Raw genomic sequence first — 26,985 nt, forward strand, 5'->3', positions numbered from 1 at the left:
TAATTTAGGAGATGCAGAATGAGCTATTTAAGAAAAATAGAATATACGATAATACCAGAGGAATCTTTTAAAATTTTAAGAAACTGTTCGAGTTGTGGATGTAAAACATTATTTGAAAATACAAACAGTTTTCGCGTAAATGCAAATGGAAATAAGATAGATGTGTGGTTGATTTATCAATGTATAAAATGTAAACATACTAATAATTTGACAATTTATAAAAGGTGTAGACCAGATACTCTTATAAAAGAGGATTATGAGGGATATTTAAATAATTCAAGCAAATTAGCATTTGAATACGGAACTAATAATCGATTTTTTGCCAGAAATAGAGTTGAAATTGATTGGTCAAAAGTTAAGTATATTGTTAGATGCAACAATGATATGCAGGTTGGAACAGAAAATTGCTTTTATAAAGGTGACATATTAGTGGTTAACAACAGTTATGCATTGAAAATAAGAAGAGATAAAGTAATATCGGAAATATTAAATATTACCAGATCCAGACTTAAAGAATTGGAAAAAGCAGGTATTATTATCGTGACCGAAGAAAAACTAGAACATAAAATGATTATTGAAATTATGGGAGAGTTATGTAATGATAGATAAATTTGAAGTAGTAAAAGGTTATCGACATAATGGGACTTTAAGGAAAAGCTTTAATGAGTTGGCAAAAAAGATCTTTGGAATTAATTTTGAAGATTGGTATAAAAATGGATACTGGACGGATAAATACAATCCATATTCAATTATTGTTGAGAATAAAGTTGTATCAAATGTTTCAGTTAATATTATGGAATTTGTGGCTAATGAAAAAAGTACAAAATATTTGCAGCTTGGAACTGTTATGACAGCGGAAAAATATCGCAATAATGGATTTATAAGTAGAATTATGGAGGAGATTGAAAAAGATTACAATAATATTGTTGAGGGTATGTATCTTTTTGCTAACGACAGCGTATTGGAGTTTTATCCTAAATTTGGATACAGAAAAACTACAGAATATCAGTACTCAAAAGTAATTTGTAGTAAATGCAATGAAGTTAAATTGAAGAAGGACAATCAGGCTCAAAATATTCAAATGAATAATATGAAAGATTGGTTATTATTGGAGAAAGCAATTGAAGACTCTGTAAAAAACTGTGGGTTTGAAATGAAAAATAACAAAGAACTAATTATGTTTTATATTACCCAATTTATGCAAAACAATGTTTACTATATTGAAAGTGAAGGGGCGTATGTAATTGCAGAAATTAACGGAGATGAGTTGTTTTTACATAATATCTTTTCTGAAAAAGTTGTAAACATAGATACAATTGCCAACTCATTCAGTGAATATATTAAAAAGGTAGTATTTGGTTTTGTGCCATTAAACAATCAAGGGTATAAAGTTGAGAAGTTATGTAAAGAAAATACAACACTATTATTGAAAGGCAAGGGCTTTGATTTGTTTGAACAAGATAAATGTATATTTCCAACTTTATCTCATGCGTAGAATAGAAAATTAGTCAGATATTGCTATATATCTATATTTCAAACAGCTAAATTTATTTGACATATAAAATTATAATTGCTAATATTTAAGAGATATGAGACAAATGTCTGATCCACGCTTGTTAGGGGAAATTATTTTCCTAGCAGGCGTTTTTTACACCAATTGATTTTAGAAAAAATATAGATTGTGAGGGAAGTATATGCTAAAAGTATTTTTTGTCCGCCACGCCCAGCCAGAACATGATTGGGAAGATGATAGAACAAGACCGCCTGGTGTATGGATTTTTTTAAAGTAGCTTTATCATCTGTTTTTTAGGAAAAGAGGTCAATTATGAAAAAAGAAACATCATTTATTTTGAGGGGAGACATTGTATATAGTAAAGCCCCATTGGAAATTGTCGTGAATGAAGACTCTTATCTGGTATGTATGAACGGAGAAGTGGAAGGGGTATATACTTCAATTCCGAAGGAATTTTATAAATTAAGACTGTATAATTATGAAGGCTGTCTGATTATTCCGGGAATGGCAGACCTGCATTTACATGCTCCTCAATATTCATTTCGTGGATTAAATATGGATTTGGAATTAATTCAGTGGTTAGAGCAGGTTGCATTTCCAGAAGAGTCAAAGTATTCTGAATTGATTTACGCTAATGAGGCATATGATTATTTTGTTGAAGATTTAAAGAAAAGTGCAACGACACGTGCGTGCGTTTTTGCGACACTTCATCCACAATCTACTATTTTACTAATGGAAAAACTGGAAAAAACGGGACTTCATTGTATGGTGGGAAAGGTCAATATGGATCGAAATAGCCCTGACTATCTGGTTGAAGGTACAAAAGATTCTATTACCAGAACAAAAAAGTGGATAACTAGTGTAAAAGACAAGTACCAGAATGTTATTCCTATTATTACACCACGGTTTTTACCTTCTTGTACGGACGAATTAATGATAGAACTAGGAAATATATGTCGAGAATATCAATTGCCTTTGCAGTCTCATCTATCAGAGAATAAAGGAGAGATTAAGTGGGTCAAGGAACTATTTCCTTCTGCAGATAGTTATTCTGCTGCATACGAACAGCTAGGAACATTTGGCGGAGACATACATACGGTTATGGCTCATTGTTTATATATAGATAAATATGAAATGGATTTAATGAAAAAAAATGGAGTTTATATGGCGCATTGTCCATCCTCTAACACTAATATTTTATCTGGAATTGCACCTTTGAGAACCTATCTGGATTACAAAATTCAGATAGGTCTTGGTTCTGATATTGGAGCAGGAGATAATTTATCCTTATTCAATGTTATGGCCGAGGCAATTAAGGTCTCTAAATTATATACATGTTTAGTAAAGGCAGAACTCAAACCGATTACAAGCAGGGAAGCGTTTTATCTTGCTACGAAAGGAGGCGGAAGTTTTTTTGGCAAGGTAGGTAGTTTTGAAGTGGGCTATGAATTAGATGCCATTATCATTAAAGATTATAGTCAAGGACAACCTCGAGATTTTCAGGTGGAAGAACGATTGGAACGATTAATCTATTCAGCAAAAGAAAATGATATCGTTGCCAAGTATTGTAAAGGAACACAAATTTTCGATTGTTATAAATCTAATTCATTATTATAGTAAGCTTACTGAAGAACCTTCTGCAACCTAATCAAATTAAAAACATTAGCAATCAGCTTATTGCGCTAATGTATGGAGTTCCTATACAAACTCATATTATGCGAATGGAAGATATGTGTCCATTTTATGAGATGGGGGTGAAAAGCATATTAAAAAACAGATAAACAAGGGCACAATTATTGAACAATGTAGTGGTTTTTATGGATTCAAACCATGACGCATGAATGAGTAATAATGTTTCAGCACATCCTTTTTCTTCTGTAAATCATCATCATCTTGAAAAGTAAAAATATTATCAAATTCACTAAATAAATGTGTAAGCAATTGAATTGTAAAGTCTATTGGATAGTCATTGTTAATGTCACCCTTATCATAAGCCTCTTTGATCATTTTTTCCAGAATATCAATTCCAGAACCACCAATATGTTTTAATGCAGTCGTGTAAATGGGGGTACCTTTTTCTTTTAGAAGCATTCCCCCTAGCTGATGGTATTTAGGGTGTTCATTGGCAAACTCGATACTTATTTCTGTCTGATAAAGAAATTGGTCGAAAATATTTAAAGAGCTATAATCTTGGTTGCTTGTACGCTCTTTAATGTATTTCCATTTTTTGTTAGTGGCGTCTTCAAGAACCGCAATATAAAGAGATTCTTTATTTTTGAAGTGATAATAAAAAACTCCTTTGCTCAAATTTGCATTTTTAATGATTGTATTTAGCGAAGCTTTTTCATAATTTTTGTCAATAAATTCATCGAGTGCTGCTGCGATGAGTTGATCTTTGCGATCAAAAGTTTTTGAGTTCATAGATACCTCCATTGTTATTTGTTAAAAAAAATACCATCTACATAGGAAATGATTAGACTTTTTGAAAAAATTCCAACCAACCGTTCCTATATATTATAAGCATCAAAACTAATAATTTTATCTTTCATAGATTCCTTTTTTATAATTTCTAATCGTAGTATCAGGCTAATTATTATTTTTTGTACAAATTGAGTTTATCATAAATAAAATCATATAGCACTAAGTTTAAAATATAAATTGACAGAATAATTGGTTAGTGATATATTTATAGCATAGACCGCATGGTCTACTAAGTCAATAAAATAATTTGAGAGGTAAATATATGAAGAAAACATGTTTTATAACTGGTGCCAAATCTGGAATTGGTCTAGAAGCAGCTATACAGATTGCAAAAAAGGATACCATGTCATTATTGGGTGTAGAAGTTTATCAAGAGGTAAAGAGGCTCTGAAATATATAAAAGAAAAAAGTCAATCTGAGGAGATTAGCTTAGTAACCGTTGATATGAGCTTATTTAACTCCATAAAAAATTGCTCGATTTATTTACAAACTCACTTTGACCGTATCGATGTGCTCATTCATAATGCAGCTATATTTAATATTTCTCAAAAAGAAGCAATGGTTACATCAGAAGGATATGAAACTGTATGGATGACAAATCATATTGGTCCAGTGGAGTTTCTTTGTTAAAAGGTGTTACTGGAAAGTACTTTAATGAACATGATCAGATAATTTCTTCAGGAAAGTATACAAATAATCCAGAGGCTATTGATAAAGCAATAGAATTGACGTTTCATTACATAAAGCGAGGTGAAAATATTGATCAATAATGACACAAATGTGACAATAGCCAAGAGAAATATGAGGATTGATTATTTTAGAGCTTTTCTAATGGTTCTCGTTGTGTGGCACCATGCTACGCTGGCATACAGCACAACAGGATCAGGGGTTTTGATAACCGATGATAGTACGTTCATGGGATTTGACTTGATTGCATTATTTAATGACTCGTTTTTTATGTTCGCTTTTTTCTTTGTATCAGGGTTATTTTCTTATAAATCGTTGTTAAAAAAGGGAATTAAAAATTTTTTTGAAGAGCGTTTAATTCGATTGTTATTGCCATTTGCATTTGCTACGTTACTGATTAATCCCATTGCTCACTATTTTAGCTCCTTGAACAAGAATGGTGGTTCATTCTCAATAGTTGGTTATTTTCAGTTCTTAATCAATACGTTTGGCAAAACGGAATCAAATCATCTTTGGTTCTTGTGGGTTCTATTCTTTTTTTCTCTGATACTTGCGATATATCATCTGGTTCAAAAAGTATTTAGCATTACTATTAGACGAAGCCAAGAAAAATACTTAACGAAAGCATGGACATTTACAGTTGTTATGGTTATTTTAGGTACATTATGCTATCTGCCAATGTGCAATATTGGAGAAGGAGGATTTGTAACGCTGCTTAAGCCTTTTAATATGCAGGTTTCACGAGTGTTAATATACTTTCTATATTTCGTTGCAGGTAATGTTATTGGTATGTATGGCATCCAAAGGAGCTTTTTATATAAAGAAAAATTTCAAAAAAAATGGTGGCTTTGGCTTAGTCTATCTCTTGCTACTACAGTTTTAAATATAGTTGTTCATGTTGTACAGGAGAATATGGAAATTGGTATATTAAAAAACACTATTATAGTTGTTGATCAAGGTATGATTGTTGTCATAAGTCTCTTTGCTCTGTTTGGTTTCATAAGCTTTTTTACCTTACATATCAAAGAAGATAATAAAGTTATTAATCTGTTGTCTAAAGAAGCTATGGGTATCTATATCATTCATTATGCTGTTGTTACAGCTTTACAATATGCTTTTACGTTTGTTGAGTTATCTGCTGTCGAAAAAGGAATCACGACAACATTGATGACCATGATTATCTCCTTGAGTCTTGTTATAGCCCTTAAAAAAGTACCTGTTATCGGCTGCGTTTTTGGTAAAGCATATAACCATAAATATGATAGAGGACTTATCATCTTAACCTTGATCATGATGCTATTATTAATATTTCTATAAATAAACTTAAAAAATATAAATTCACTTATTAAAATAAAAAAAGAGGTATAAAAAATGAATACGATAAATGAAAGTGAAATGAGGAAGCGTTTTGATAAAAAAGTAGCTGTTTTATTTGCAGTCTTGTCTATGGCGTTTATATTCTTGATGGGAACAGATCATGAATTCTTTGAATGGGCATTTTCAAGACATCAAAATATTTTAAGTTGGTATATACGACCGATTTTCATGATTCCAATTTGTTATTTTGCTTTTAAGAGAAATGCAACAGGGATTAGTGCAACTATTTTTTTATTATTAATCAGTATGTTTTGGTTTCCTAGACCGGATGCAATTGATCCAAAAGTGGCAGATTTTTTGGCGATGGAAAGAGAATATTTAACAGAAAATTGGACAGCTGCTAAAATTATGGTCACTAGTATTGTGCCGATTTCGATGGGATTATTAATATGGGGGTTATGGAAACGGAACATAAAAGCAGGAATTGGTGTACTCATAGGGATAGCTGTTGGTAAAATCATGTGGAGTGTCGTTGAAGGTGGAACATCTGGAGCAAAAGTTATTATTCCAGCGGTTGTAGGTCTGGGTATATGCTTAGTGGCAATTATTTGGTGGTATAAGAGTGATTGCTGAGGAAGAAGGATATGGAATGCGTAAAACCCATTATTAATTCAGGAATAGTGTTGATTGGTAAAGAAGAATTATAATTATAAGGAGATAACAGAAAGAAAGGCCAAATATTTTTTATCAAATAGACAATATTGGTAATATGTGTTCTTCTACTAAGATATCGAACGCAATGACTTCAAAGCAGTACCTTGCAACAGGCTCTAAATATTATGTGGCGGATGTTGGGCTTCGCTATTTTATTTTGGGAACAAAGCAAACTGATATTGGACATATTTTAGAAAATATTGTTTATCTTGAATTGTTAAGAAGAGGCTATGAGGTTCATATAGGAAAGGTCGGAGATGCTGAGGTGGATTTTATTGCCATAGGTGCTTAGGGAGAAGAATACTATCAAGTATCTCAGACAGTTATGGAAGAGCAGACATTAAAGCGTGAGCTTTCGTCACTTGATTCAATAAAGGATCACAATCCGAAATATCTTCTTACGATGGACTATGCACCGATGATTTCTCACAATGGTATCAAGTAGATCAATGTTCTCGATTGGCTTCTTAAGGAGAGATGATTATGGAGAAAGATATATATGCTGTGCGCGCTATTGTTCTGAAATCTACCACAATAAAACTTAGATACAGGTAAATAGTTTGGAGAAGGAGGGAATAGATTTTGTGAAATTGAGTAAGGTCGAACGAAACCCTCCTTATTTATGTACGATCTATATATTGTACAACTTCAGCAGCTCCTCAGGCGATGAAAAAATATAATCTGCATCAGTCTTTAAAACAGATGAATGGCTCCAGGTCACAAGTCCAGAAGCAAAGCCAGCGGCATTTGCAGATGCAATATCTGTCGGCATATCGCCGATATAGATGCAGGAATCGGGGGTCGTACCGGATTTTTGTGCATAATAAAGAAGCGGTTCAGGATTCGGTTTGTGCTGTAGTGTATCGTCTGCACAGACAATTAGATCAAATATTTGCTCCAGGTTGAATTTGCTGAAATAGCTTTTATATTCTGTTTTTTTTCTTGAAGTGACAACCCCAAGATGAATTCCACTCTTTTTGATAAATTGAAGTATGTCATAAGCACCGGGAAAAAATACGGTCTGGGCTGAGAACTTGCTGTAATTATGTATCCACTTATATTCAAAATTCTGATCTACAGATGCATCAAGTAGTTCAAGGGCATCAAAAGTAGGGATTCCCAACACGATTCGCAGTTTTTCAAGAGAGTATTCTAAACCATATGTTTCAAGTGTGTACCGCCAGGTATTCAAAACGGCATTTTCGGTATCAATTAGTGTTCCATCCAAATCAAATACGATATGATTATATTGCATAAGTTTCTCCTTTGTGGTGAGTTCAATCAGTTGCAGTGCATAATTAAGATATAACTTTCGATAAATGTAACATTTGCAGTCTTGAGCCAGATATATCAAATTTGAAATCATAGTGTGGCTGGCACAGCAATGTATGATAGGTAAAGACATCAGTTAATACCTCCTTTTAATAAGGCGCCGGTATCGGCAACAGCAGTAACAGAAAGGTTATCAAGTATAATTATAGCGAATAAAATTGATTGCGTCTTTCTGATGTGCGACATATAATATAATTATTACGACAAACAAGGATTCGAGCTGGATATGGGAAAAGGAGATGACGAAACATGCTGTCAACTATTAATACAATTCTTTTGAACAATGAAAGAAAAGAAACCGTGAAGCGTGGAACACCAGGTTTTCCTTGCAATGCTTACATCGGTGATATTCATAATTATATCGTAGGTGAAATATCGCTGCATTGGCATAGTGAGCTTGAAATATTTGTGTTAGATGAGGGCATGGTGCAGATTATATTTGCAGATCATTCATATGTTTTGCGACCGGGGGAGGGGTATTTCGTGAATGCAGATGTCCTGCATGGAATAATCTGCAATACTGATCAGCCCTGCCGATACCGTTCTGTTGTATTTGACCAGTCTGTTATATCAGGATGTACTGGAAGCGTTTTTGATAAAAAATATGTAAACCCTTTTGTAAAGAGAGGCGCATCATCCTGGGTACTTAATCTGAGAGATACAGGTAGTGCGGCAGTGATTTCTCTTTTTAATGTAGCGTTCTATGCCTGTGAAATGGAGCCGGAAGGCTATGAATTTACAGTAAGGGATGCAATGTCGAAAATTATCATGTTATTGAACGGACACAAGGAAGAGAAGGCAGTCAGGGTTGAGACGATGCAGGAACAGCGCCTGAAGCAGATGCTGAATTGGATTGATGAACATTACATGGATAAAGTAACAGTTAGACTTATTGCGGATGCAGCCGGAGTATGTGAACGTGAATGTCAAAGGACATTTGCAAAAGTTATAAAGGATACGCCGATAAGATATTTGATGCGAAGGAGAATTGCTATTGCAGCTGATATGTTGAAGTCATCAAACGCTTCTAATAGTGAGATATGTGCACTGTGTGGTTTTGAAAGTCAGAGCTATTTTACAAAACAGTTTCGGCTTATTATGGGAGTTACTCCTAAACAGTATCAGAGAAATATACGTACTAATATGCTAAAATTAGACAGATACAATAATAAATAAAAAAAATATAATATAATTACTTTTTTCTATTGACCTTCCACCTTGTGGAAGCTGTATAAAAAGAGGGTACATCAACAATCCGGATAATATTGATGGCCATGGAGGATAGTTTTTATGAAAATCAAGCAAGTTGAGGAACTGGTAGGAATCACCAGTAAGAATATTAGATTCTATGAGGCTCAGGGTTTACTTACTCCAGACAGAGCTGAAAATGGCTATAGGGAGTATCGCCAAAATAATATCGATACATTAAAGCAGATAAAGCTTCTAAGGAAATTCGGGGTACCTGTGGAGGAAATTAAATCAGTATTTAACAAATCCCAATCTCTTGATGATTGTTTGGAGGAGCATCTGGTTGTTCTTAAAAAGGAACGTGAGAATTTTCTCAAAATGCAAAAGCTTGTAGAAGCTATCCTAAAGAAATCTACCACAATAGAAACTTTAGAGACCGATAAATGGTTGGAGGAAGTGGAGAAGTTGGAGAAGGAGGGAATAGATTTTGTGAATTTGAGCAAAATTGATATTCATATGAAGAAAAAAGCTGGTGCCTTTGTAGGCGGAATTGTTATGATTATTTTTATGCTATTTATCATGGGGTTAACCCTTTGGGGAAATAGTGTGGATCCAGCACCTTTTGGAATCTTAATGGCGTTGATTGGAATTCCGGGTGTTGTAATTATTGGTATTATAGTCGCAATGAAAATTAGGTTTAAGGAAATTGAAGGAGGAGAAGAGGATGAAGCTTCTAAGTATTGAGTATATTCCAGGCGAAGAGATTGAAGCGTTAGGAATGGTTAAGGGAACAATTGTACAGACCAAAAACATTGGTCGTGATTTTATGGCAGGAATGAAGACCTTGGTAGGCGGGGAAATCGTTGGCTACACAGAGATGTTAAATGAGGCTCGCCAGATTGCAGTCAAAAGAATGGTGGATGAGGCCAAGGAGTTAGGTGCTGATGCTATTATCGGAGTAAAATATGGCTCATCTCAGGTTATGGCAGGTGCTGCAGAAATAATTGCTTATGGTACGGCAGTGAAGATAGTGAGGAAATAATATGGAATTAGGACATGTTAGCGCAGCCACAATGGTTGCAATAGTGATAGTAATGATCATAGCTTTTGCGCTTCCTATTGGTTTACTTATCTATGGTAAAGTCAAACTGAAAGGAAGAATATCCTCATTTTTTATAGGTTGTGGAGTTTTCTTTGTAATGGTTTTAGTTTTAGAAAGGATATTACATTCAGTAGTTCTTGGAACTTTAGGATTCACCATTACAGGAAATATATGGATATATGCGCTTTATGGAGGTTTTGCGGCTGCAATATTTGAGGAGACGGGAAGATTTATTGCAATGAAATTCTTCCTAAAGAAAAATCTCAATTTTCAAAATGCATTTATGTATGGAGCCGGACACGGAGGATGTGAGGCCATAATCATTATAGGAGTCTCATATTTCAGCAATCTGATCACAGCAATCATGGTCAATAATGGAAGTATGAACGCAACCCTCCAGTTACTGAATGGCGATACGCAGAAGCAGACATATGATTCAATTTCTGCACTCTGGACTACCCCAACGTATCAGTTTTATTTGGCAGGAGTAGAGAGAATATTTGCTATCGCATTACAGATTGCTTTTTCTATAATTATGTATCAGGCGGTTAAGAACGGTAAAAAGGCATATATAGCTGTTGCTTATCTTGCGCATTTTATCGTGGATTTTGTTTCGGTACTGGTCAATAATTATGCCGGAGTTATTGTAACAGAATTTATCGTAGCAGTGATGGCTGCGCTGCTCCTATTTATTGCATACAAGATTAGTAAAAAAGACAGTTGTATAGAAAAGATTCATCTATCTTGAAAGATACAGGATTAAAATAGATTTTGAACTCTACGAAGCGTAGGTTTCCAACAGCCTATAAATAATATAATCTATTTTTAGCGTTGAAAGGCTAGAAAATGCAGAAGTTTGTTATATGCATAGGGATAAGCGTAGACTGTATTTAAGAAATATGGAGGTAGAGTAAATGTGTACAATATTTGCAGGAGTAGAAAATACGACGACAGTATTAGCCAAAAACTATGATTGTTTTGTTGATGGAGGAATGATATTTACGAATCGTAGAAATATGAGTAAAAAGTCATTGGTTATGCCACCAGAAAAAGAATTTTCATGGATATCCAAGTATGGCAGTGTTACTTTCTCGCAATCAGGTAAAGGGATGCCTTCTTGTGGAATCAATGAAAAAGGACTTATTGTGGAACAGGCAACACTTCCTGCAACAAAATATCAAGAAAAGGATGAAAGAGCGGAGGTTAACTGTTTGGAAGCGATACAGTATTTGCTGGATGTTTGCGAAACTGTATCGCAGGCTGTTGAAAAATTTCAAAATTTCAGAATTAGTAATAACTCCGTTAAAATACACTACTTTTTAATGGATAAAGGTGGAAATAAAGGTGTAATTGAATTTCTGAATGGTGCCATAAATTATATCTTAGGGAAAGATATTCTTCCCATTATTACAAACAGTATTTATAGAGATAATTGTACCTACAAGGGAACGTATTCTTCAGAATACGAAGAAAATTCTTTTATACGGTTTGAAATTGTAAAATCTGAACTGCTAAAAAGAGGGATAATGACTGTAGACCGCGCATTTACAATATTGGAAAAGGCAAAGAGGACCGATACAATCTGGAGTATTGTATATGATTTAAAGTTGCACAAAATATATTTTAAATATGGAAAACAAAGGAAGAAGATGATAGACTTAAACGTTATCGATTATGGACAAACAGCAGAATCTTATTTATTTGACATGGAGTCTGAAGAAGAATTTTGCTGGCAGCCTTATTGTAGAGAAATGAATCGAAAAAATATAGAACGATTCTATAGGAACCAGAAGATATTGAAATTATTAGAGCTGCCAGATGCAAAGTTTGTGATTAATTCTATTGATAATCATGTAAATCAGCTTGAAGAATGAAAAAATTATTGAATTTGTTATTTATAATAATTAACAGCAAAGTTTTAGGTCAGCCTAGACTGACTACAGACTTTGCTGTTTTTATTTTTAGAATGCAGATTTTTATATTTAAAGAAAATAAGGTTTGTCATTTTTAAGATAGCTATTGGGGGACTGCTTCATGTACTTTTTGAAGACACGAGAAAAATAGTTAATGTCATCAAATCCAACTGACATTGCTGCTTCAGTTACGTTACAAATTCCTTGATTTAAAAGAAAAACAGATTTTTCAATTCTAAGTCGATTAACATAATCTGTTAATGACCTGCCGGTACATTGCTTGAACATTCGGCAGAAATAGCCTTTGGACATGTGAGCTTGTTTAGCTGCATCAGCAAGTGAAATAACTTGAGAGTAATTTTTTTCGATGTAATTAAATACATTGGCAAACCGCTTTGTCTTTTTCATCAAGATTTCTGCATTCTGGTACGAGTATGTTTTCCCACGATAATGCAGGTATAATTCGGCAAGTAGACTGAAAATATCGGATATAATTTTTAATTCATACCCTTCTAATCGTTCTCTATATTCTAAAATAATTTGTTCTAATAATGTTTTTATATAATCTGATTTAATGCAATTTTGAAATAAAACCAGGTTTTTTTCCAAAGGAAGCAGATATTTTTCAGTACATGGGGAAATGTTGTATGATAAAAGCATTCTTAAATCTATACGGAATACGAAATATAAAAGGTCTTTAGAATTATTTTCTCCATAGTGTAGTTCGTTTTTGTTGATTAGTAAAATATCTGGAGAACTAATTTCACAGGCAGTTTTATGATAGTACATTTTTGCTTTTCCATGAATAAAATAAAATATTTGAAGATAATGTTCGTGAAGGTGCGTTTCAAACAGTGAGCCGGGTTTGAGTTTTCGATGTTCAATTATGGAAAGAGGAAATGAAGTATCGGTGAGTGTTAAAAGCATATTATTCATTTAAATACTCCTTATATGTCAAAATTATGCTACTTCAGAGAAATATATTTCATGTAAAAAACGGTAAAATTGTTTATATTAATTATATACTATGGTATATCAGTTATCAAATTAGCAAAATAGTGTGGAGGAAATTATATGAAATGTTTAATTTTATATTGGAGTGCTGGAGGTAATACTGAAAAGATAGCAGAAGAAATCAACTCAGTGATGCTAGAACAAAGTATTTCAGTTGATTTAATAAAAATTACAGAAGATTTAAATATTGATCTATTCGATTATGACTTGGTCTTTTTAGGAGCGCCATCTTATCAATGGATTCCTCCTGTACCGGTACAAAAATTTATTAAAAATACAATGGAACGATATCGAGGTGGTATTCGTCCTATCGGAGCACCAAAGAAAAGTGGGAAATTTGGAGTTGTGTTCTGCACCTTTTGCGGGGTACATACTGGATTAAAAGAAGGAAATGTTGCTGGTAAATATATGGCTCAGTTTTTTGAACATATTGGTATTTTTGTTCTGGATGAATGGTACACACCTGGAAAATTCCACGGATGGGATGAAGGCAATCGGTTTGGTAAAATGGGAGATATTTCAAACAGACCGGATGAAAAGGACCTGACTATTATTAGGAATAATACAATGGAACTTCTTCTTGGGTTAAATTTTTACCAAGAAACTGATAAGAGAATTTGAAAAAGAGCATAACATTGGCCCTATACTCTATAAAAGAGAGGGCCGATGTTATTTGCTCGTAATGTTCTATGAAAAGAGTCCTATCTATGTTATGGACCGACTTGAGCCAATCTTTCATTCAAGATTTCTTTGTATACAGACATATCCCGTTCGCCAATGATAGGTTCTCCTACAATTTTTCCTGATGAGTCTACAAATAATGTGGTCGGATAAGCAACCATATTTTTATCAAGGTACTGCTTCAGTGGTTTGTCAGGTATGATGTTTGTATAAGAGACACCTTTGTCCTTAAGAATTTGTTGGGCAAGTTTTAAGAGTTTATCATCATCTGCGTCCCCTACTATGGATAGCAGCTGGGTGCCCTCCGGCATGTTCTCACTCATTTTCTGCAAATCAGGCAGTTCCTTAATACATGGCCGGCAGAAGGTAGCCCATATATTGATCATTGTCAGTTTGTGACCTGAAAAGATTGAGTTATCAACAGCTTTTCCATTGAGATCTTTGGTAGAAAACGTACCCAAGTCTCCCATGGTGCTTGCCTTTGCTTTAATACTTGCTCTTATGGCTGGAAGCATTTTTACGATTTCCTCATAACTTGCCTTATTTTTTGAATCAAGGGTCGATGTGTCAACTGTGGGCTGGTCATATATGTAAACGGTTCCGTCCTTTCGGCTGATTTCTTCTGAAACTGAGCTACCCGTAATGTCTGTAGCTTTTTTACCGGAATTCATCCAATTATCCCACTTATCAGAGGGATATGCCAAAATCCTGAATAAGCAGTACTCGCCCTTCTGAGGCATGTAGAAGAGATCCATATGCTCTGTAGGGTCAGTTTCAGATTTGGGAGTATCTTTCCCTAACTGAGAAATGTCGCCAAACATAATTTCATATTTTCCAGGTATAATAGTTTCGTTATTAAGATATTTGCTTGGAAGCTTCAATGTTATGCCTAAACTATCTTCTGTATAGTCCTCAAAACCTGTATAATCATAGTCTTTTTCCTGATTTCCTGAGTTTTTGCCAGTATTTGATTTTTTACTTTGTGTGCAACCGGCTAAAAGTAAAGTGATTATGAAGGTGCACAATAAAGCAGCAGTGATTTTACTTTTTATAAATTTTTTCATAATGTTCCTCCTTAAAGTTTCTAATTTTTTTTACTTGAATTGCATTTTGTGTACATTTATTTTTACACATACCACAACGGATGCATTCTGCATGATTTGGAGTTTTCATAGTTTCCACATTCATGGGGCAGACCTTGCTGCATAGCCCGCAGCCTGTACATTTGTTCTGAATTATGTAATAGCGATAAAAACTAAAGCGATTGAACAGTGCGTAAAAAGCACCTAACGGGCACAAATATTTACAAAATGGTCGATATATCATCATGGATGTTAGAATAACAACAGCTAAAACAAACATCTTCCATGAGAATAACCAGCCAACGGTGGCTTGCAGAGGCTTATTCATACTGACCAGAGGAATACCACCCTCCAAGCTGCCTGCCGGACATAGATACTTGCAGAAATATGGGATTGTAGACCCGTAGGAGTCTGCAAACAATAACGGCAGCAACAATACAAGGAAAGCTAGTACCAAATATTTACCAAACCGCATGCCCCGGTCTAACTTTTGTGGGATTCTCAGTTTTGGGAAAGGAATTTTGTATAAAAGATCCTGTATAAATCCGAAAGGGCAGAGGAAACCACACAATAGCCTTCCGAATAAAACTCCCATAAGAACTAAAAAACCAAGGACGTAGAAAGATATGCCATAAGTTGAACATCCTGCCGATACTTGGAGTGAGCCTATAGGGCAAGCACCAAGGGCTCCGGGACAGGAATAGCAGTTTAAAATAGGCAGGCAGAGGTTTTTACTTTTCCCGGTGTAAATCTTACCTCTCCAAAACCCTGCGATATTAGCATTCATTAAAATTGAAGATAAGCATTGAACGATTGAGCGTTTAAATTTTTTAACCAATACCGATACACTCCAGACATATGTTTATAGCTTTATTAAATACTGATTCATACTCCTGGTTTATAATACCAATCACCATAATAATAACAGCCAAAAAAAGTATAGAACATTGCATAAATTGTAATTTCATTTTAGTTATCATAAATACCTCCTTCTATTTCATCAATTCGTTATTTTGCACTTCTCGTCGTCCCTGTTCCATAATGCCATCAAAGAATAACAGATAGATGTTAGATTGTTGTCAATTAGTTGTATCAAAGATGTGAAATTTTCTATGTAATAACGAAATTTCTGGATTATAATAAAATCATCTCAGGGTGCAAAAAAATGTAAATAGCATTAAAATAAGCAAATACTTATGTTATAATTAAAAATAAGTTTGTTCAAAAGCTGTAAGTAATTATTTTTGATACATGGAGAGGATGGTGAATCTTTTTGCTTAATATTCTGATTGTAGAAGACGAGCAGGCGATTAATAAATTGATTTATGTAAATTTGAACGATGAAGGATATAACTGCACGTGTGCTTTTGATGGGAAGGAAGCTGCTGATTTTATTGAAAATAATAACTATGATTTGATTTTATTGGATATCATGCTGCCTGAAATAAATGGATATGAATTAATTGATTATATACGCCCATTGGGAACACCAGTAATTTTCATCACTGCCAAAAATGAAATCAATGATCGAATCCGAGGTTTGAAACTTGGAGCTGATGATTACATTTCTAAGCCGTTTCAGGTAGGAGAACTTTTGGCGCGGGTGGAGGCAGTTCTTAGACGTTTTGGAAAAAGTGAAAAGAAAATTCAGTTGTATGGTGTAACGATTGATTTAAATTCACGTGAGGTACAAAAAGATGGGGAGCTTATAGAGTTGACCACAAAAGAGTTTGAACTGCTGATTCAGTTAATTCAAAATAAAAATGTTGCACTTCGACGCAGCTGGCTGTATGAACGGGTGTGGGAAAGCGAATTCACCGGTGAGACACGGACACTTGATACTCATATACAACGATTAAGAAAAAAGCTGGAATGGGAAGATCATATCAAGACCGTATTCCGAATCGGCTATCGTCTTGAGGTATAACATATGAAACTATTTGTGAAAATCTTTCTCTTCTCGATGATCGTTCTCAGTGCAGCGCTTTCTTTGTCCGGTTATCTGCTTATAATGTCTTCATACAAAAATGCGGTTGTTCAGGAAACACAACGAGCAATGGATCAATATCAATTTATAAAGTTTTTGATTCAATCAGATATCATAAACCAACAGGATGAAACAGATAAAAACAATCTATCTGATCTTATCTCTGCAAGCTTATCGAATATGGAAAATCAGAATTTGACCGGTTTATCAAATGGTATAAATTACGTTTCTGTTTTCAGTAAAGGTCAGAAGTCCATATATTCCACCTTCCCATCTGATTTGGATTTTAAAATATCCGACTATGATGTTAATCAAAAAATCATTAACAAAATTGAGCAAATACAGGGCAGGGCCTATGTGGAGGTGCTAGGTAAAATTACCCAGAGCGGCCAAGCGGTCTATCTACTGACTGCGACTGATATTCAGAGTGTTATTGATCAAAAGGAAGGGATGGTGCGAAATTTTGGAACGATTTATTTCATTACGATTGGCATCGGTATCGTTCTAGTTATCATCTTTTCCACTTTACTTACCAGACCGCTCCGAAAAATGTCGGCCGCTGCAGGAAGAATCGCTGACGGGAACTATAGCGAACGTTTGAGGGTTTTATCTAATGATGAAATTGGAGAACTTTCAAAAATGTTTAATATGATGGCGGAGACGATTGAGGAGAGGATTTTTGAGCTTTCAAATGCCGCAAAGCAGAAGGAGGATTTTGTCTCTAATTTTGCACATGAGTTGAAGACACCTTTGACATCGGTCATAGGATATGCGGATATGATCTATCAAAAGCCATTATCCCGGGAGGATACCAAAAATGCAGCTGCCTATATTTTGGATGAAGGTCTCCGTCTTGAGGCACTCTCTATTAAGTTGATGGACCTAATTGTTTTAAACCGACAGGATTTTGTTCTGGAAGAACTGCCCGCAGACGAGCTCATGCAAAGTATAGCGGGTACGCTGAAGCCCTTATTATCAAATGAAAAAATAAAGTTTAAAATGGAAGTGGTAAAAGCTTATATAAAAGTCGATTATGATCTGTTTAAAACACTACTGCTCAATCTAATAGACAATGCAGTGAAGGCAGGAAGCACAGAAATTTCCCTGATTGGGGAAATTATGCAGAAAAATTACCGGGTGAGTATTTCAGATAATGGGTGTGGTATTTCAGCAGATGAGATTGAACGCATCACGGAAGCTTTTTATATGGTAGACAAGTCTCGAGCCAGAAAACAGCATGGTGCCGGACTCGGTCTTTCACTTGCTTCAAAAGTAGCCGAAATACACGGTACCCGCTTGGAATTTATAAGCACACCGGGCAAGGGGACGGTGGTATCGCTTTCATTACCGTTGGAAGGTGGTGGTGTAAGTGTTTAAGCAACGTATATTGGCCACAGTTGTTGCCCTATTTTCGCTCTTTATTGTGTTTGGGGGCTGGTTTTTGACAAATGAGCTACTAGACCGGCAGCATGTTAAATTGATGAATAAAGTGAATTCTATCGATTTTAATGAGAAATTGGATGTAGAGCCAGGCGCTGGAAGGACAAAGACTTCTCTAAGTACAAAGGAAATAGCAAATATCTTAAAAGTCTGGACTTCAGACCGGATTCGGCATTATCATGAGCCATATGAAGGGCAGTTGACGATGGAGGAAGCAATCAATGCAGCAAATTCATGGTTGTCTTATTTTTGTAAAAACGACATTCTGCCAAAAGAGATTCTTGAAAGTGACTTCACGCAAACCAATGCATTTCTATATGATACGAATCCTGTTAGTCAAGTTCCTGCGATGATTACTCCTGCTCCCGACCCGGCTTATAGTTTCTGGTCAGTTAATCTGATAAATCGTGAAGTTTCGGTACAGCTTATGATTAATGCGTTAACGGGCGAAATATGGATGGTGGATATCAGTTCATCTTCGCTTGAGGTTAATTTTGACAATATAAAAGTCTGGGATGTGCTTGAGCAATATGAAAAATATTTCGGTCTTTTCAGTAGCGATGAACCAAAGAGAGAGGAAGCTTACGCGTCCAAAAGCTACGAAAATAATCAGATTGGGATAACTGTGTATAAAAAAGCTGGAGAATCAGGACACTATGGAACGATACATTTTTCTTTGACATCAACACATTAGCTGACATCTTGGACACGTTTGTATATCTTAAATATTAGGAGGAATGGTTGTAATGTCTAAATATAAAATTTATACAATGAGTTTTGCAAGTGTATATCCCCTTTATATTTCAAAGGCGGAGAAAAAAGGACATACTAAGTCAGAAGTTGATGAAATCATTCACTGGCTCACTGGCTATACTCAGGCTGATGTTGAGGAACATTTAAAGAAACAAACAGACTTTGAGACATTTTTTAAAGCTGCTCCTTTTCTAAATCCATCAAGAACACTAATAAAGGGAGTTATTTGCGGTGTCAGGGTAGAAGATATAAAAGAGCCGACGATGCAGGAAATTCGATACTTGGATAAGCTGATTGATGAATTGGCTAAAGGTAAATCTATGGATAAAATACTTCGAAAGTAGAATTTTTCTCAATGTAGTTATATATATCAAAACGGTAACCAAAGATGAGACATTAATAAGTACATTTATTAAAAATAATTATAAAAGCTAGAAAAGATGATGACACCGGAGGATAATTATGAAAAAATTTTTATTATTAACAATGATTTGTATAGGGGTTATGATAGGGGGGTGCAGTCAAGTAAAGAAAGGAACGATATCAAGTTCTGCTAAAGAAGAAACTGGATCAGATATAAAGATAAGTGAAGATGTGAATAGCCAGAATACAAAGTATGATTTCAAATATAATCCCTATGTATTATCTAAAGAGTTTCTAATTAAATATGGGAAAGAATATTTTGATTTTTATAAAAACTTTGTAGATGCATACCTAAATTATGAATCAAGTTGCTCTTGTCCGAAAGAAGAATATTCATATGAGGTTGATTTTCTGACAAATAGTAATTTTTTAATGTTTAATGCAGATGCTTATTTTGATAATGAAAAAAGTATCTATGATGAGGAGACCAAGACTATTCATTGGGTGTATGAATCTAATAGTAAGAAAGAGCATGACAGAAAAATAAAAGAATTTGAAAATCAAGTAGCCACATATATGTGTTGTCTACAAAAGGGTGATAATGATTTTGAAAAAACAATCGCGTTGTATAAAGAATTTAATAGTAGAATGAAATATAATAAAAATCTGGATGATGAAAGCCCATATCATGCACTAATGGAGGGAACTGGAAAATGTACTAGTTTTTCAGGTGCTTATTGTCATTTGTTATTACAAGTAGGAGTAGATTCTTTGACCAACGGGGGATTTAGTCAGAAAAGTGGAGGACATTCTTGGAATATTGTCCATTTGGATGATAAGGATTATTTTATGGATACTACTTATGAGGTTGGATCTAAGGGTAGCGCTGGAAAAGGATTATTGTATTTTGGAATGAGTAAAGAGGAAAGAGAAGAAATTGGCGGATTTAGTATTTATAATTCTCAGTATGGGGATGTGAATGATTTAAAGATTCAGGATTATCTTGATTCCGGTAACCGTTACTCTATATTTCGTAATTGTGTTAATTTTGAATTGAAACGAAATCGTGGATGTGTTGTGTATTATAACAAAGGTAATTGTGAGCCAAAGGAATTTTATTATAAAAAGTAAATTAAATAGAATATATTTGCATGTTCATGGTTTGTTAAAAAGAAAAGGGAGCTTTTGATCCATAGATTACGCATCTATTTTGCAAAAGCTCCTTTGTCTGCAGCCTGATGGTTTTATATTAAGGCTTAGAAATATTTTTTAAAGCATTCTCTGCACTGCTCTGTGAAGAAGGTTCAAGTGAAATGTCACCTAATGCAACAATACCTACTAAGTTATTGTTTTCTACAATAGGAAGACGGCGAATTTGTCTTTCGCTCATCATCTGAGCAGCATCATTTACATTCATATCCGGGCTGCCTACCGTACAATCAGTCGACATAACAGAACTTACTTGCTGCTGCCTTGCATCCTGATCACTGGCTACGGATCTTAATGCAATATCTCGGTCTGTAACAATTCCAACTAAAGAATTTTGGTTGCATACAGGAATTGAACCAACATTATGTTGTTTCATTAATTGTGCTGCCTTTTCAACTGAATCATCCGAGCGGACCCAAGCAACATCTGTAGACATAATATCTTTTACTATCATATAAACACCTCCGTTTATAGATTGCCTATAAATCAGTAAAATATAAGTAAATTGAATAAATAATTTTAATATTTCTAAGAATAATATTCTAAAAAATTAAACTCTAAATAAATAATTTTACACCAAGCGATATGAAGTTCAAAATAAGGGTATATTATCGTATAGGAGGTGTTAAAATGAAATTTAAAAGTATATCAACGCAATTGCAAATGACATTCCTTGTGATTGTTTTTATATTTGTATTAATTCTTTCAATACTTACATTTACCAGTGTTAATCAATTGAAGCACCAAGCCAAAAATGAATTAGATGATTCTGTAACATTACTTAATGAGTTGATGTCATTAAAAAGCGAAGATGCCTTGGCATTTGCTGGTTCTTATGCTCAGGACGAGAGAATTATTAATGCTCTAAAAACGAAGGATCGTGGGAATATGGAGAATATTGTAGATCCTATTTTTAAAGAATATAATTCTGTAATAGGGTTATCAGTTTTTGAGATTGGCGATTCAAATGGAGTAGTATTTTATCGTGGACATAAGCCTGATGAGTATGGTGATGACAAAAGTGAAAAAGCAACAATTAGTGCTGCTTTAGCAGGACGGACTATTACAGGAACAGAAACAGGATCCAGCGGTATCGCTATTAGAGCTTTTGTACCTATCTACGACGGTGATAAAATAATCGGTACAATGCAGATTGGTTTTGGAGGAACATTCTTTGAAACATATAAGAACGTTTCTAATCAAGAGGTTAACCTATTTGGTGATGAAGGCCTGCTCTATTCTACATCTGAAGATATGCAAAGTGAATTAGGTAAGAGCATAGATGAAGCGCCAGATTCAGGAACACTTAAAAAAGTTCTGACAGATAAGGAACTCCAAGTAGAAACTAGTAAAAAAATTATCCAATATCAACCGGTATATGAACCTGTAAATAACGAAGTTATTGGTGTACTTAAGATTATTTATGATATGAGTAAAATTAATAGAACCATAATTAGTACAGTAACCATAAACACCATTCTAATAGCAAGTATTATAGTCTTTATTGTAGTTATAACGCAAAGTTTTAAAAAGAATCTTACAAAACCGGTTGACGAATTCAGTAGTATCCTCGAACAAATGTCTCAAAACGACTTATCAAATATAGAAATCAAAAATAAGCATTGCCTTAACAGAAAAGATGAAACGGGTAAACTTTCAAGGGCTATTCTTAATTTATCTAAAACATTCAGTGATGTAATCGGTACAATGAAAGATTCTTCTGATCAACTTCACGAACGTGCATCTGTTCTTGCCAACGAAGCATTGACTGGAGCAAAAACTATCAGAGAAGTAAGTGAAGGATTTGGAAATTTTGCAGAAGGTGTACAAGAACAGGCCTATGACGTCTCCCAGAGTGTTGAGGATATGTATCAATTATCAGAACATATTGGAAAAAATAAAGAGACATCTCAGAAGATTTTCGAAGGAACGAAAAAAATTGATGAAAATCATAAAAAATCAAGTATTAGTTTAAATGTGATGACTAAAAGTTTTACAGAAAGTCTGGAATCAACTACCTCACTTAATTTGACCGTTGATCTACTATTAGCTAGTTCCAATGAAATTAATGATATTTTAGTAGTTATTCAAAGTATTGCTGAACAAACAAATTTATTGGCATTAAATGCTTCCATTGAAGCTGCTAGAGCAGGTGAGCACGGTAAAGGCTTCGCTGTTGTTGCAGAGGAAATAAGAGAATTAGCAGAACAAACATCCGAATCAACCGAAAATATAGCAAATATAACTACAACTATTGTATCTAATATAAATGATGTGAAAAGTGGTATGGATAGCTCAACAGAGAAACTTATGAATGCGGAAAATAAGCTTGAAGAAGTTAACGAAGCGCTTAAATCAATTGCTGTGAAAGTATCAGATACATTTGGACATGTTAATACTCTAATCAGTATAAATGACGAAATAGAAAAAAATAAAGATAGTACGCTAAAGGCTCTAGAAGCTATCTCCTCTGTTACAGAAGAGAGTGCAGCCACTGCTGAAGAAATCTCAGCAAGTTTGGATACTCAAGATGCAATGATTAACAAAATCAGCGATCAATCTAAAGATTTAAGTAACATATCTGACAAACTTCATGATATTACGAATCAATTTAAATTGTAAAATTCGTAACAGTTAAAATACTAGATAAAGCGCATTTACTTTTCTTACAGACAGTCAAAAAATGTAAAAGTAATTTGACATTACAAATAGTATATGTTATAGTATGAATGTAAATAGAATTTGACATTAAATTATTGATACAAGGAGTGCAAGGAGTGATAATTTGAGGAAGATGGATGAAATGGAAATGAGTATAAGTTTAAACTCAATAAAAGCAGCATATGTGTATACAGTTATTTTTATATTTGTTTGGTGGATTTATGATTTTGTAAAGACCGGATCTAATGGGTTACCATTTATTCTTTTGATGTCTCAAAATTTGGTCTTACTTGGAATTCAACTTTTCTTGAAATGGAAACTTGGAAAAGATGAAAAATAATATAAAGGCTTTAAGAAAAGAACTAGGACTTAGACAAGAAGATATGGCAAATACGCTTGGAGTTACAAGGCAGACCATCAATGCGATTGAAAATGAAAAGTATAATCCTACACTTGAATTAGCTATGAAACTTGCAAGACTTTTAAATACAACAATAGAGGAACTGTTTATACTTGACTTATAAAAAATGATATAAATCGTTTTGTGGTCTTTCTTCATAGATTAAAATTTATCATAAAAAGGAGATTTAATTAGTGGACTTGAAAGCACGAGCAAGACAACTAAAGACTGATATTCCAGCTTTGTTTTTATGTTTGAAAAGTAAAGATACGCCTGTAATAGCTAAAATTCTTGCCGGAATTACAGTAGTTTACGCCTTGTCACCGATTGATTTGATTCCTGATTTTATACCGGTCCTAGGATATCTTGATGATGTTGTTTTGCTTCCAGCGTTAATTGCTCTTACTATCAAACTAATTCCAAAAGAAACGTTTGCTTTATACAGGAAAAAAGCAGAAGGTCTATGGATAAATGGAAAGCCTAAAAGATGGTACTATGCAATTCCAATTCTTATAGTTTGGGCAATTATTGTTTGGATGGTTATCATAGTCGTGTTCTAAAGAACTAGTTGAAAAATAGTTGGATATGAATTAATTGAGTATTGATATTACGAAATTGGAGAAGTGAAATGTATAATAATCTAAAATTGCATCCCCAAAATCGATAATGCCGAAGATGAAGCTATATCTGTCAAATTACAAGGAGGAGGACTCAATCTTGTTAAGCGTCAATGAAAACGGAATAAAATTAACTATCGAGTTTTTAAAGCATGAATCCATACATTTCCATAGAGAGATTGAATTGTTGTATCTTTTGGATGGAGAAGCAGATTTCTATGTGACAGATGATGTGTTCCATCTAAAAAAAGAAGAAATAATCCTGATAAATAATGAGAAAAAGCATTCAATTGTTCCCATAACCGAAGGGATAATCTGTCGAATTTTAATTGATTTTTCGTTATTAAGTTCTTATTTAAGTAGCACTTTATTTTGGTTTTGGTGCAATTCGACGATGGAAAATCAGAAGAATTATGAAGAGTTACGAAAAGTACTCCGAAAAATTTTGGCATATCATCTACAGTATCAAGGAGAAATGGATTTTGGACAGACAGCGAATTTATACCAACTTATGGATTTACTGATAAAAAATTTTATGATTGATAAGAAAGATATCCGGTTCCAAAAGAATAATGATGTATTTGCAGAACGCATTCATCAAATTTTAGATTACATTATGGGAAATTATAAAAAAGACCTGAGATTGAATGAACTGGCGGAGAAGCTTTATTTATCTAATGCCTATTTATCCCGTTTTTTTAAAAAGAATTTCGGAATGAATTTTAAAGACTATTTAACTAATATTCGCCTTCATTATGCGGTGGATGATATATTAAATACAGAAAAAACGCTGACAAAAGTAGCAATGGATAATGGATTTGCAAGTGTGTCTAGATTTAACCAAATTTTCAAAGAAACTTATCAAATCTCACCTTCTGCTTATCGTGAAAGCAGCAAGCAGAAGGACGAAAAAGACGAAAAAGAACTTCAAAAAGAGCAAAAAGAAGTATTCTTAAAACTGCAATCCTATATGAAGGAATATGAAGACAGCTTTGAGAATGAGAAAAAAGAAGAATATCATATTATTTATGTGACGCAAACAAAGCCATGCCACAAAAACTGGAATCGAATCATTAATATAGGTACTATGGAATATCTGCTGCAGGCCGAAGTACAGAAATATGTTCTTCAGCTACATGAAGAATTGGGATATACATATATCCGCTTGTGGAATATATTTTCAGATGGAATCGTTTCCTTGCAGAAAGTCGACTGCTATAATTTTGATAAGATGGATAGGGTACTGGACTTTCTGCTTAAAAGTGGGATTCAGCCTTTTCTTGTGCTTGGCGCAAAACCAAGGATTGTTATAAAAACGATTACCAATAACATAATTGATCAACAGTCGTCAGAAACGGAATTTTTCAAAGATCCTCAAAAGTGGGAAGGACTTTTCCGGTCTTGGTTGGAACATATTGCAGAACGATATGGAAAGGAAGTTGTTTCTAAATGGGTTTTTGAACTTTGGAAACCAAACGAGTGGGATAATGTTTATGAACAAGACTATTTGTCAAAATGGTATGTAGAATGGTTTGAAATCACGTTACGTCTTATAAAAAAATATTTTCCACAAGTTTTAATTGGTGGATGTGAGTTCCCCGCCATTGGAAATGACAACTGGAAAACAGATATCATACAACTACAGAAATGTTGGCAGCGAATTAATTTTGTTCCGGATTTTCTGTCAATTGCTGTATACCCTTATACGGCAGGAAATCTTTCAGCGGAATGGGAATATCTAAATAAATCTATTTCCTATGCGCGAGAAATTTTTGATGAAATAGGTTATGATAATATACCACTAATGGTAACGGAATGGAATTTAACGCTTTCAAACCGAAATATACTTAATGATAGTTGTTTTAAAGGAAGCTATATTATCCGTAATATGCTGCAAAACATTAGCTGTGCCGACAAAATTATTTACTGGATGGGAACCGATCAATTTTCAGAATATGCAGATTCAAGTCTTCTATTATTCGGCGCTTCCGGACTTCTTACTAAGACAGGAATTCGTAAGCCGTCATTTTATGCATTCTTATTTTTGAATCGTTTGCTTAGGTATCAGATTGCAAAGACAGAACAGTTCATCGCTACAACAGACGGCGAACAGAATTATGTGATTTTATTCCAGAATGAAAAGCGGATGGGGCATTCCTATTTTATGAGTAAAAACCGCTGGGATGACCTGACGACAGAAAATTATGAAAACTACTTTCTGGATTTAAAATCCTTAGAGTTAAAAGTGCAGTTAAAGAATATTGAGCCTGGAAGCTACCGCATGCGAAACTATACGGTAAGTCAAGAGCACGGAAGTATCCTGGATGAATGGAAAAGCTGGGACTGCCTGAGTAATTTAAAGCAGGCAGAGATGGATTATTTAAAGCAGATTTGTCAGCCAAAGTTTGTCATGCGTAAGGTAAATTCGCAAAAGGACGAATTGAATTTTGAAATTAATATTCCAGCAAATGCATTTACATTAGTAGAACTGACACATATTCAAATATTTTGAAAAGGATAATGCAGTAGTT

At 34.1% G+C, this 26,985-nt stretch carries 32 protein-coding genes; 25 read left to right on the forward strand and 7 right to left on the reverse strand.

The features are described 5' to 3' along the window. Positions 1 to 18: 18 nt before the first annotated feature. The 3 genes from DWV06_RS03775 (at position 19) to DWV06_RS03785 (ending at position 3,130) form a co-directional block, all read left to right on the forward strand. Positions 19 to 609 carry a DUF1062 domain-containing protein gene (locus DWV06_RS03775; protein WP_115480828.1) on the forward strand — a complete coding sequence of 197 codons (591 nt, stop codon included), beginning with the start codon at positions 19 to 21 and terminating at the stop codon, positions 607 to 609. After that, positions 599 to 1,495, forward strand: a complete 897-nt coding sequence (locus DWV06_RS03780) for a GNAT family N-acetyltransferase (RefSeq protein ID WP_115480829.1) — start codon at positions 599 to 601, stop codon at positions 1,493 to 1,495. The genes DWV06_RS03775 and DWV06_RS03780 overlap by 11 nt, the downstream gene beginning before the upstream one ends. Positions 1,496 to 1,825: 330 nt before the next feature. After that, positions 1,826 to 3,130 carry an amidohydrolase family protein gene (locus DWV06_RS03785; protein WP_115480830.1) on the forward strand — a complete coding sequence of 435 codons (1,305 nt, stop codon included), beginning with the start codon at positions 1,826 to 1,828 and terminating at the stop codon, positions 3,128 to 3,130. 198 nt (positions 3,131 to 3,328) lie between these two features. Here the strand turns inward: DWV06_RS03785 and DWV06_RS03790 are convergent, their stop codons facing one another. Then, positions 3,329 to 3,934, reverse strand: a complete 606-nt coding sequence (locus DWV06_RS03790) for a TetR/AcrR family transcriptional regulator (RefSeq protein ID WP_162300565.1) — start codon at positions 3,932 to 3,934, stop codon at positions 3,329 to 3,331. A 322-nt stretch (positions 3,935 to 4,256) separates the two neighbouring features. Here DWV06_RS03790 and DWV06_RS18885 point away from each other — a divergent pair, with 322 nt between their 5' ends. From DWV06_RS18885 to DWV06_RS18970, 6 genes are all read left to right on the forward strand, one after another. Next, on the forward strand, positions 4,257 to 4,385 hold the full coding sequence (locus tag DWV06_RS18885) for a hypothetical protein (RefSeq protein WP_268877867.1): 129 nt from the start codon (positions 4,257 to 4,259) through the stop codon (positions 4,383 to 4,385). Beyond that, positions 4,382 to 4,624 (forward strand): SDR family NAD(P)-dependent oxidoreductase, encoded by a 243-nt coding sequence (locus DWV06_RS19085; protein WP_408608133.1) that lies wholly within the window; start codon positions 4,382 to 4,384, stop codon positions 4,622 to 4,624. The genes DWV06_RS18885 and DWV06_RS19085 overlap by 4 nt, the downstream gene beginning before the upstream one ends. Further along, the gene (locus tag DWV06_RS18235) at positions 4,582 to 4,764 is read left to right on the forward strand and encodes a hypothetical protein (RefSeq protein WP_147289832.1); all 183 of its coding nucleotides are present in this window, start codon (positions 4,582 to 4,584) and stop codon (positions 4,762 to 4,764) included. The genes DWV06_RS19085 and DWV06_RS18235 overlap by 43 nt, the downstream gene beginning before the upstream one ends. Next, positions 4,754 to 5,998 carry an acyltransferase family protein gene (locus DWV06_RS03800; protein ID WP_115480833.1) on the forward strand — a complete coding sequence of 415 codons (1,245 nt, stop codon included), beginning with the start codon at positions 4,754 to 4,756 and terminating at the stop codon, positions 5,996 to 5,998. Before DWV06_RS18235 ends, DWV06_RS03800 begins: the two co-directional genes overlap by 11 nt. Before the next feature lie 54 nt (positions 5,999 to 6,052). Further along, positions 6,053 to 6,631: a hypothetical protein gene (locus DWV06_RS03805; protein WP_205027748.1), complete on the forward strand. Its 579-nt coding sequence runs from the start codon at positions 6,053 to 6,055 to the stop codon at positions 6,629 to 6,631. A 166-nt stretch (positions 6,632 to 6,797) separates the two neighbouring features. Continuing rightward, a complete protein-coding gene (locus tag DWV06_RS18970) occupies positions 6,798 to 7,004 on the forward strand; it encodes a DUF4143 domain-containing protein (RefSeq protein ID WP_235828890.1) in 207 nt (68 codons plus the stop codon). Between the two features lie 339 nt (positions 7,005 to 7,343). On the opposite strand, the gene DWV06_RS03815 is transcribed toward DWV06_RS18970, so the two are convergent. Further along, complete coding sequence (locus DWV06_RS03815) at positions 7,344 to 7,967, reverse strand: HAD family hydrolase (protein ID WP_162300566.1); 624 nt, start codon at positions 7,965 to 7,967, stop codon at positions 7,344 to 7,346. Positions 7,968 to 8,293: 326 nt separating this feature from the next. Between DWV06_RS03815 and DWV06_RS03820 the strand changes: the two genes are divergently transcribed. From DWV06_RS03820 to DWV06_RS03840, 5 genes are all read left to right on the forward strand, one after another. Beyond that, positions 8,294 to 9,220 (forward strand): helix-turn-helix domain-containing protein, encoded by a 927-nt coding sequence (locus DWV06_RS03820; protein ID WP_115480835.1) that lies wholly within the window; start codon positions 8,294 to 8,296, stop codon positions 9,218 to 9,220. Positions 9,221 to 9,334: 114 nt separating this feature from the next. Next, a complete protein-coding gene (locus DWV06_RS03825; protein ID WP_115480836.1) occupies positions 9,335 to 9,976 on the forward strand; it encodes a MerR family transcriptional regulator in 642 nt (213 codons plus the stop codon). Next, complete coding sequence (locus DWV06_RS03830; RefSeq protein WP_115480837.1) at positions 9,957 to 10,274, forward strand: YbjQ family protein; 318 nt, start codon at positions 9,957 to 9,959, stop codon at positions 10,272 to 10,274. Before DWV06_RS03825 ends, DWV06_RS03830 begins: the two co-directional genes overlap by 20 nt. A 1-nt stretch (position 10,275) precedes the next feature. Further along, positions 10,276 to 11,082, forward strand: coding sequence for a YhfC family intramembrane metalloprotease (locus DWV06_RS03835; RefSeq protein WP_115480838.1), 807 nt, complete (start codon positions 10,276 to 10,278; stop codon positions 11,080 to 11,082). A gap of 166 nt (positions 11,083 to 11,248) precedes the next feature. Further along, a complete protein-coding gene (locus DWV06_RS03840; RefSeq protein WP_115480839.1) occupies positions 11,249 to 12,208 on the forward strand; it encodes a carcinine hydrolase/isopenicillin-N N-acyltransferase family protein in 960 nt (319 codons plus the stop codon). A gap of 108 nt (positions 12,209 to 12,316) precedes the next feature. On the opposite strand, the gene DWV06_RS03845 is transcribed toward DWV06_RS03840, so the two are convergent. Beyond that, entirely contained in the window at positions 12,317 to 13,183 is an 867-nt protein-coding gene (locus DWV06_RS03845; protein ID WP_115480840.1) for an AraC family transcriptional regulator, read from the reverse strand. 138 nt (positions 13,184 to 13,321) lie between these two features. Here DWV06_RS03845 and DWV06_RS03850 point away from each other — a divergent pair, with 138 nt between their 5' ends. Continuing rightward, positions 13,322 to 13,882, forward strand: coding sequence for a flavodoxin family protein (locus DWV06_RS03850; protein ID WP_115480841.1), 561 nt, complete (start codon positions 13,322 to 13,324; stop codon positions 13,880 to 13,882). Positions 13,883 to 13,971: 89 nt separating this feature from the next. On the opposite strand, the gene DWV06_RS03855 is transcribed toward DWV06_RS03850, so the two are convergent. The 3 genes from DWV06_RS03855 to DWV06_RS18600 are packed head-to-tail and all read right to left on the reverse strand — an operon-like array spanning position 13,972 to position 16,004. Further along, a complete protein-coding gene (locus tag DWV06_RS03855; protein ID WP_115480842.1) occupies positions 13,972 to 15,006 on the reverse strand; it encodes a TlpA family protein disulfide reductase in 1,035 nt (344 codons plus the stop codon). Further along, positions 14,984 to 15,862 carry a 4Fe-4S binding protein gene (locus DWV06_RS03860; RefSeq protein WP_235828891.1) on the reverse strand — a complete coding sequence of 293 codons (879 nt, stop codon included), beginning with the start codon at positions 15,860 to 15,862 and terminating at the stop codon, positions 14,984 to 14,986. The genes DWV06_RS03855 and DWV06_RS03860 overlap by 23 nt, the downstream gene beginning before the upstream one ends. Continuing rightward, on the reverse strand, positions 15,855 to 16,004 hold the full coding sequence (locus DWV06_RS18600; protein ID WP_193725993.1) for a CD1871A family CXXC motif-containing protein: 150 nt from the start codon (positions 16,002 to 16,004) through the stop codon (positions 15,855 to 15,857). Before DWV06_RS18600 ends, DWV06_RS03860 begins: the two co-directional genes overlap by 8 nt. 293 nt (positions 16,005 to 16,297) lie before the next feature. Here DWV06_RS18600 and DWV06_RS03865 point away from each other — a divergent pair, with 293 nt between their 5' ends. The 5 genes from DWV06_RS03865 to DWV06_RS03885 all read left to right on the forward strand — a co-directional run bounded on the left by DWV06_RS03865 (position 16,298) and on the right by DWV06_RS03885 (position 20,698). Beyond that, positions 16,298 to 16,951, forward strand: coding sequence for a response regulator transcription factor (locus tag DWV06_RS03865; protein ID WP_115480843.1), 654 nt, complete (start codon positions 16,298 to 16,300; stop codon positions 16,949 to 16,951). Positions 16,952 to 16,954: 3 nt separating this feature from the next. Beyond that, positions 16,955 to 18,388: a sensor histidine kinase gene (locus tag DWV06_RS03870; RefSeq protein ID WP_115480844.1), complete on the forward strand. Its 1,434-nt coding sequence runs from the start codon at positions 16,955 to 16,957 to the stop codon at positions 18,386 to 18,388. Continuing rightward, complete coding sequence (locus DWV06_RS03875) at positions 18,381 to 19,145, forward strand: hypothetical protein (RefSeq protein ID WP_115480845.1); 765 nt, start codon at positions 18,381 to 18,383, stop codon at positions 19,143 to 19,145. Before DWV06_RS03870 ends, DWV06_RS03875 begins: the two co-directional genes overlap by 8 nt. A gap of 52 nt (positions 19,146 to 19,197) precedes the next feature. Next, positions 19,198 to 19,548 carry a DUF2200 domain-containing protein gene (locus DWV06_RS03880; RefSeq protein ID WP_115480846.1) on the forward strand — a complete coding sequence of 117 codons (351 nt, stop codon included), beginning with the start codon at positions 19,198 to 19,200 and terminating at the stop codon, positions 19,546 to 19,548. A gap of 118 nt (positions 19,549 to 19,666) precedes the next feature. Further along, positions 19,667 to 20,698 (forward strand): transglutaminase domain-containing protein, encoded by a 1,032-nt coding sequence (locus tag DWV06_RS03885; RefSeq protein ID WP_115480847.1) that lies wholly within the window; start codon positions 19,667 to 19,669, stop codon positions 20,696 to 20,698. Positions 20,699 to 20,816: 118 nt separating this feature from the next. Here DWV06_RS03885 and DWV06_RS03890 read toward each other — a convergent pair whose 3' ends face one another. Beyond that, the gene (locus DWV06_RS03890) at positions 20,817 to 21,230 is read right to left on the reverse strand and encodes a CBS domain-containing protein (protein WP_115480848.1); all 414 of its coding nucleotides are present in this window, start codon (positions 21,228 to 21,230) and stop codon (positions 20,817 to 20,819) included. A gap of 209 nt (positions 21,231 to 21,439) precedes the next feature. On the opposite strand from DWV06_RS03890, the gene DWV06_RS03895 reads away from it, so the two are divergent. The 5 genes from DWV06_RS03895 (at position 21,440) to DWV06_RS03915 (ending at position 26,966) form a co-directional block, all read left to right on the forward strand. Then, entirely contained in the window at positions 21,440 to 23,398 is a 1,959-nt protein-coding gene (locus tag DWV06_RS03895) for a methyl-accepting chemotaxis protein (protein WP_162300567.1), read from the forward strand. Between the two features lie 163 nt (positions 23,399 to 23,561). Continuing rightward, the gene (locus DWV06_RS03900) at positions 23,562 to 23,777 is read left to right on the forward strand and encodes a hypothetical protein (RefSeq protein WP_115480850.1); all 216 of its coding nucleotides are present in this window, start codon (positions 23,562 to 23,564) and stop codon (positions 23,775 to 23,777) included. After that, positions 23,767 to 23,961, forward strand: a complete 195-nt coding sequence (locus DWV06_RS03905; protein ID WP_115480851.1) for a helix-turn-helix transcriptional regulator — start codon at positions 23,767 to 23,769, stop codon at positions 23,959 to 23,961. Before DWV06_RS03900 ends, DWV06_RS03905 begins: the two co-directional genes overlap by 11 nt. 70 nt (positions 23,962 to 24,031) lie before the next feature. Next, positions 24,032 to 24,397 (forward strand): YkvA family protein, encoded by a 366-nt coding sequence (locus tag DWV06_RS19005; RefSeq protein ID WP_115480852.1) that lies wholly within the window; start codon positions 24,032 to 24,034, stop codon positions 24,395 to 24,397. Positions 24,398 to 24,554: 157 nt separating this feature from the next. Then, complete coding sequence (locus DWV06_RS03915) at positions 24,555 to 26,966, forward strand: AraC family transcriptional regulator (protein WP_162300568.1); 2,412 nt, start codon at positions 24,555 to 24,557, stop codon at positions 26,964 to 26,966. The last annotated feature ends 19 nt before the right edge of the window (positions 26,967 to 26,985 follow it).

This window comes from Anaerosacchariphilus polymeriproducens (assembly GCF_003363435.1).
GTDB lineage: Bacteria > Bacillota > Clostridia > Lachnospirales > Lachnospiraceae > Anaerosacchariphilus > Anaerosacchariphilus polymeriproducens.

Coding starts and splice junctions, on each gene's coding strand:
- DWV06_RS03830 (WP_115480837.1), top strand. CDS start 9,957: ATGAAGCTTCTAAGTATTGAGTATATTCCAGGCGAAGAGATTGAAGCG.
- DWV06_RS03825 (WP_115480836.1), top strand. CDS start 9,335: ATGAAAATCAAGCAAGTTGAGGAACTGGTAGGAATCACCAGTAAGAAT.
- DWV06_RS03785 (WP_115480830.1), top strand. CDS start 1,826: ATGAAAAAAGAAACATCATTTATTTTGAGGGGAGACATTGTATATAGT.
- DWV06_RS03890 (WP_115480848.1), bottom strand. CDS start 21,230: ATGATAGTAAAAGATATTATGTCTACAGATGTTGCTTGGGTCCGCTCG.
- DWV06_RS03780 (WP_115480829.1), top strand. CDS start 599: ATGATAGATAAATTTGAAGTAGTAAAAGGTTATCGACATAATGGGACT.
- DWV06_RS18970 (WP_235828890.1), top strand. CDS start 6,798: ATGACTTCAAAGCAGTACCTTGCAACAGGCTCTAAATATTATGTGGCG.
- DWV06_RS18600 (WP_193725993.1), bottom strand. CDS start 16,004: ATGATAACTAAAATGAAATTACAATTTATGCAATGTTCTATACTTTTT.
- DWV06_RS03905 (WP_115480851.1), top strand. CDS start 23,767: ATGAAAAATAATATAAAGGCTTTAAGAAAAGAACTAGGACTTAGACAA.
- DWV06_RS03845 (WP_115480840.1), bottom strand. CDS start 13,183: ATGAATAATATGCTTTTAACACTCACCGATACTTCATTTCCTCTTTCC.
- DWV06_RS03790 (WP_162300565.1), bottom strand. CDS start 3,934: ATGAACTCAAAAACTTTTGATCGCAAAGATCAACTCATCGCAGCAGCA.
- DWV06_RS03820 (WP_115480835.1), top strand. CDS start 8,294: ATGCTGTCAACTATTAATACAATTCTTTTGAACAATGAAAGAAAAGAA.
- DWV06_RS03775 (WP_115480828.1), top strand. CDS start 19: ATGAGCTATTTAAGAAAAATAGAATATACGATAATACCAGAGGAATCT.
- DWV06_RS03835 (WP_115480838.1), top strand. CDS start 10,276: ATGGAATTAGGACATGTTAGCGCAGCCACAATGGTTGCAATAGTGATA.
- DWV06_RS03880 (WP_115480846.1), top strand. CDS start 19,198: ATGTCTAAATATAAAATTTATACAATGAGTTTTGCAAGTGTATATCCC.
- DWV06_RS03840 (WP_115480839.1), top strand. CDS start 11,249: ATGTGTACAATATTTGCAGGAGTAGAAAATACGACGACAGTATTAGCC.
- DWV06_RS03850 (WP_115480841.1), top strand. CDS start 13,322: ATGAAATGTTTAATTTTATATTGGAGTGCTGGAGGTAATACTGAAAAG.
- DWV06_RS03855 (WP_115480842.1), bottom strand. CDS start 15,006: ATGAAAAAATTTATAAAAAGTAAAATCACTGCTGCTTTATTGTGCACC.
- DWV06_RS03885 (WP_115480847.1), top strand. CDS start 19,667: ATGAAAAAATTTTTATTATTAACAATGATTTGTATAGGGGTTATGATA.
- DWV06_RS18235 (WP_147289832.1), top strand. CDS start 4,582: ATGGATGACAAATCATATTGGTCCAGTGGAGTTTCTTTGTTAAAAGGT.
- DWV06_RS03895 (WP_162300567.1), top strand. CDS start 21,440: ATGACATTCCTTGTGATTGTTTTTATATTTGTATTAATTCTTTCAATA.
- DWV06_RS18885 (WP_268877867.1), top strand. CDS start 4,257: ATGAAGAAAACATGTTTTATAACTGGTGCCAAATCTGGAATTGGTCTA.
- DWV06_RS03815 (WP_162300566.1), bottom strand. CDS start 7,967: ATGCAATATAATCATATCGTATTTGATTTGGATGGAACACTAATTGAT.
- DWV06_RS03805 (WP_205027748.1), top strand. CDS start 6,053: ATGAATACGATAAATGAAAGTGAAATGAGGAAGCGTTTTGATAAAAAA.
- DWV06_RS03870 (WP_115480844.1), top strand. CDS start 16,955: ATGAAACTATTTGTGAAAATCTTTCTCTTCTCGATGATCGTTCTCAGT.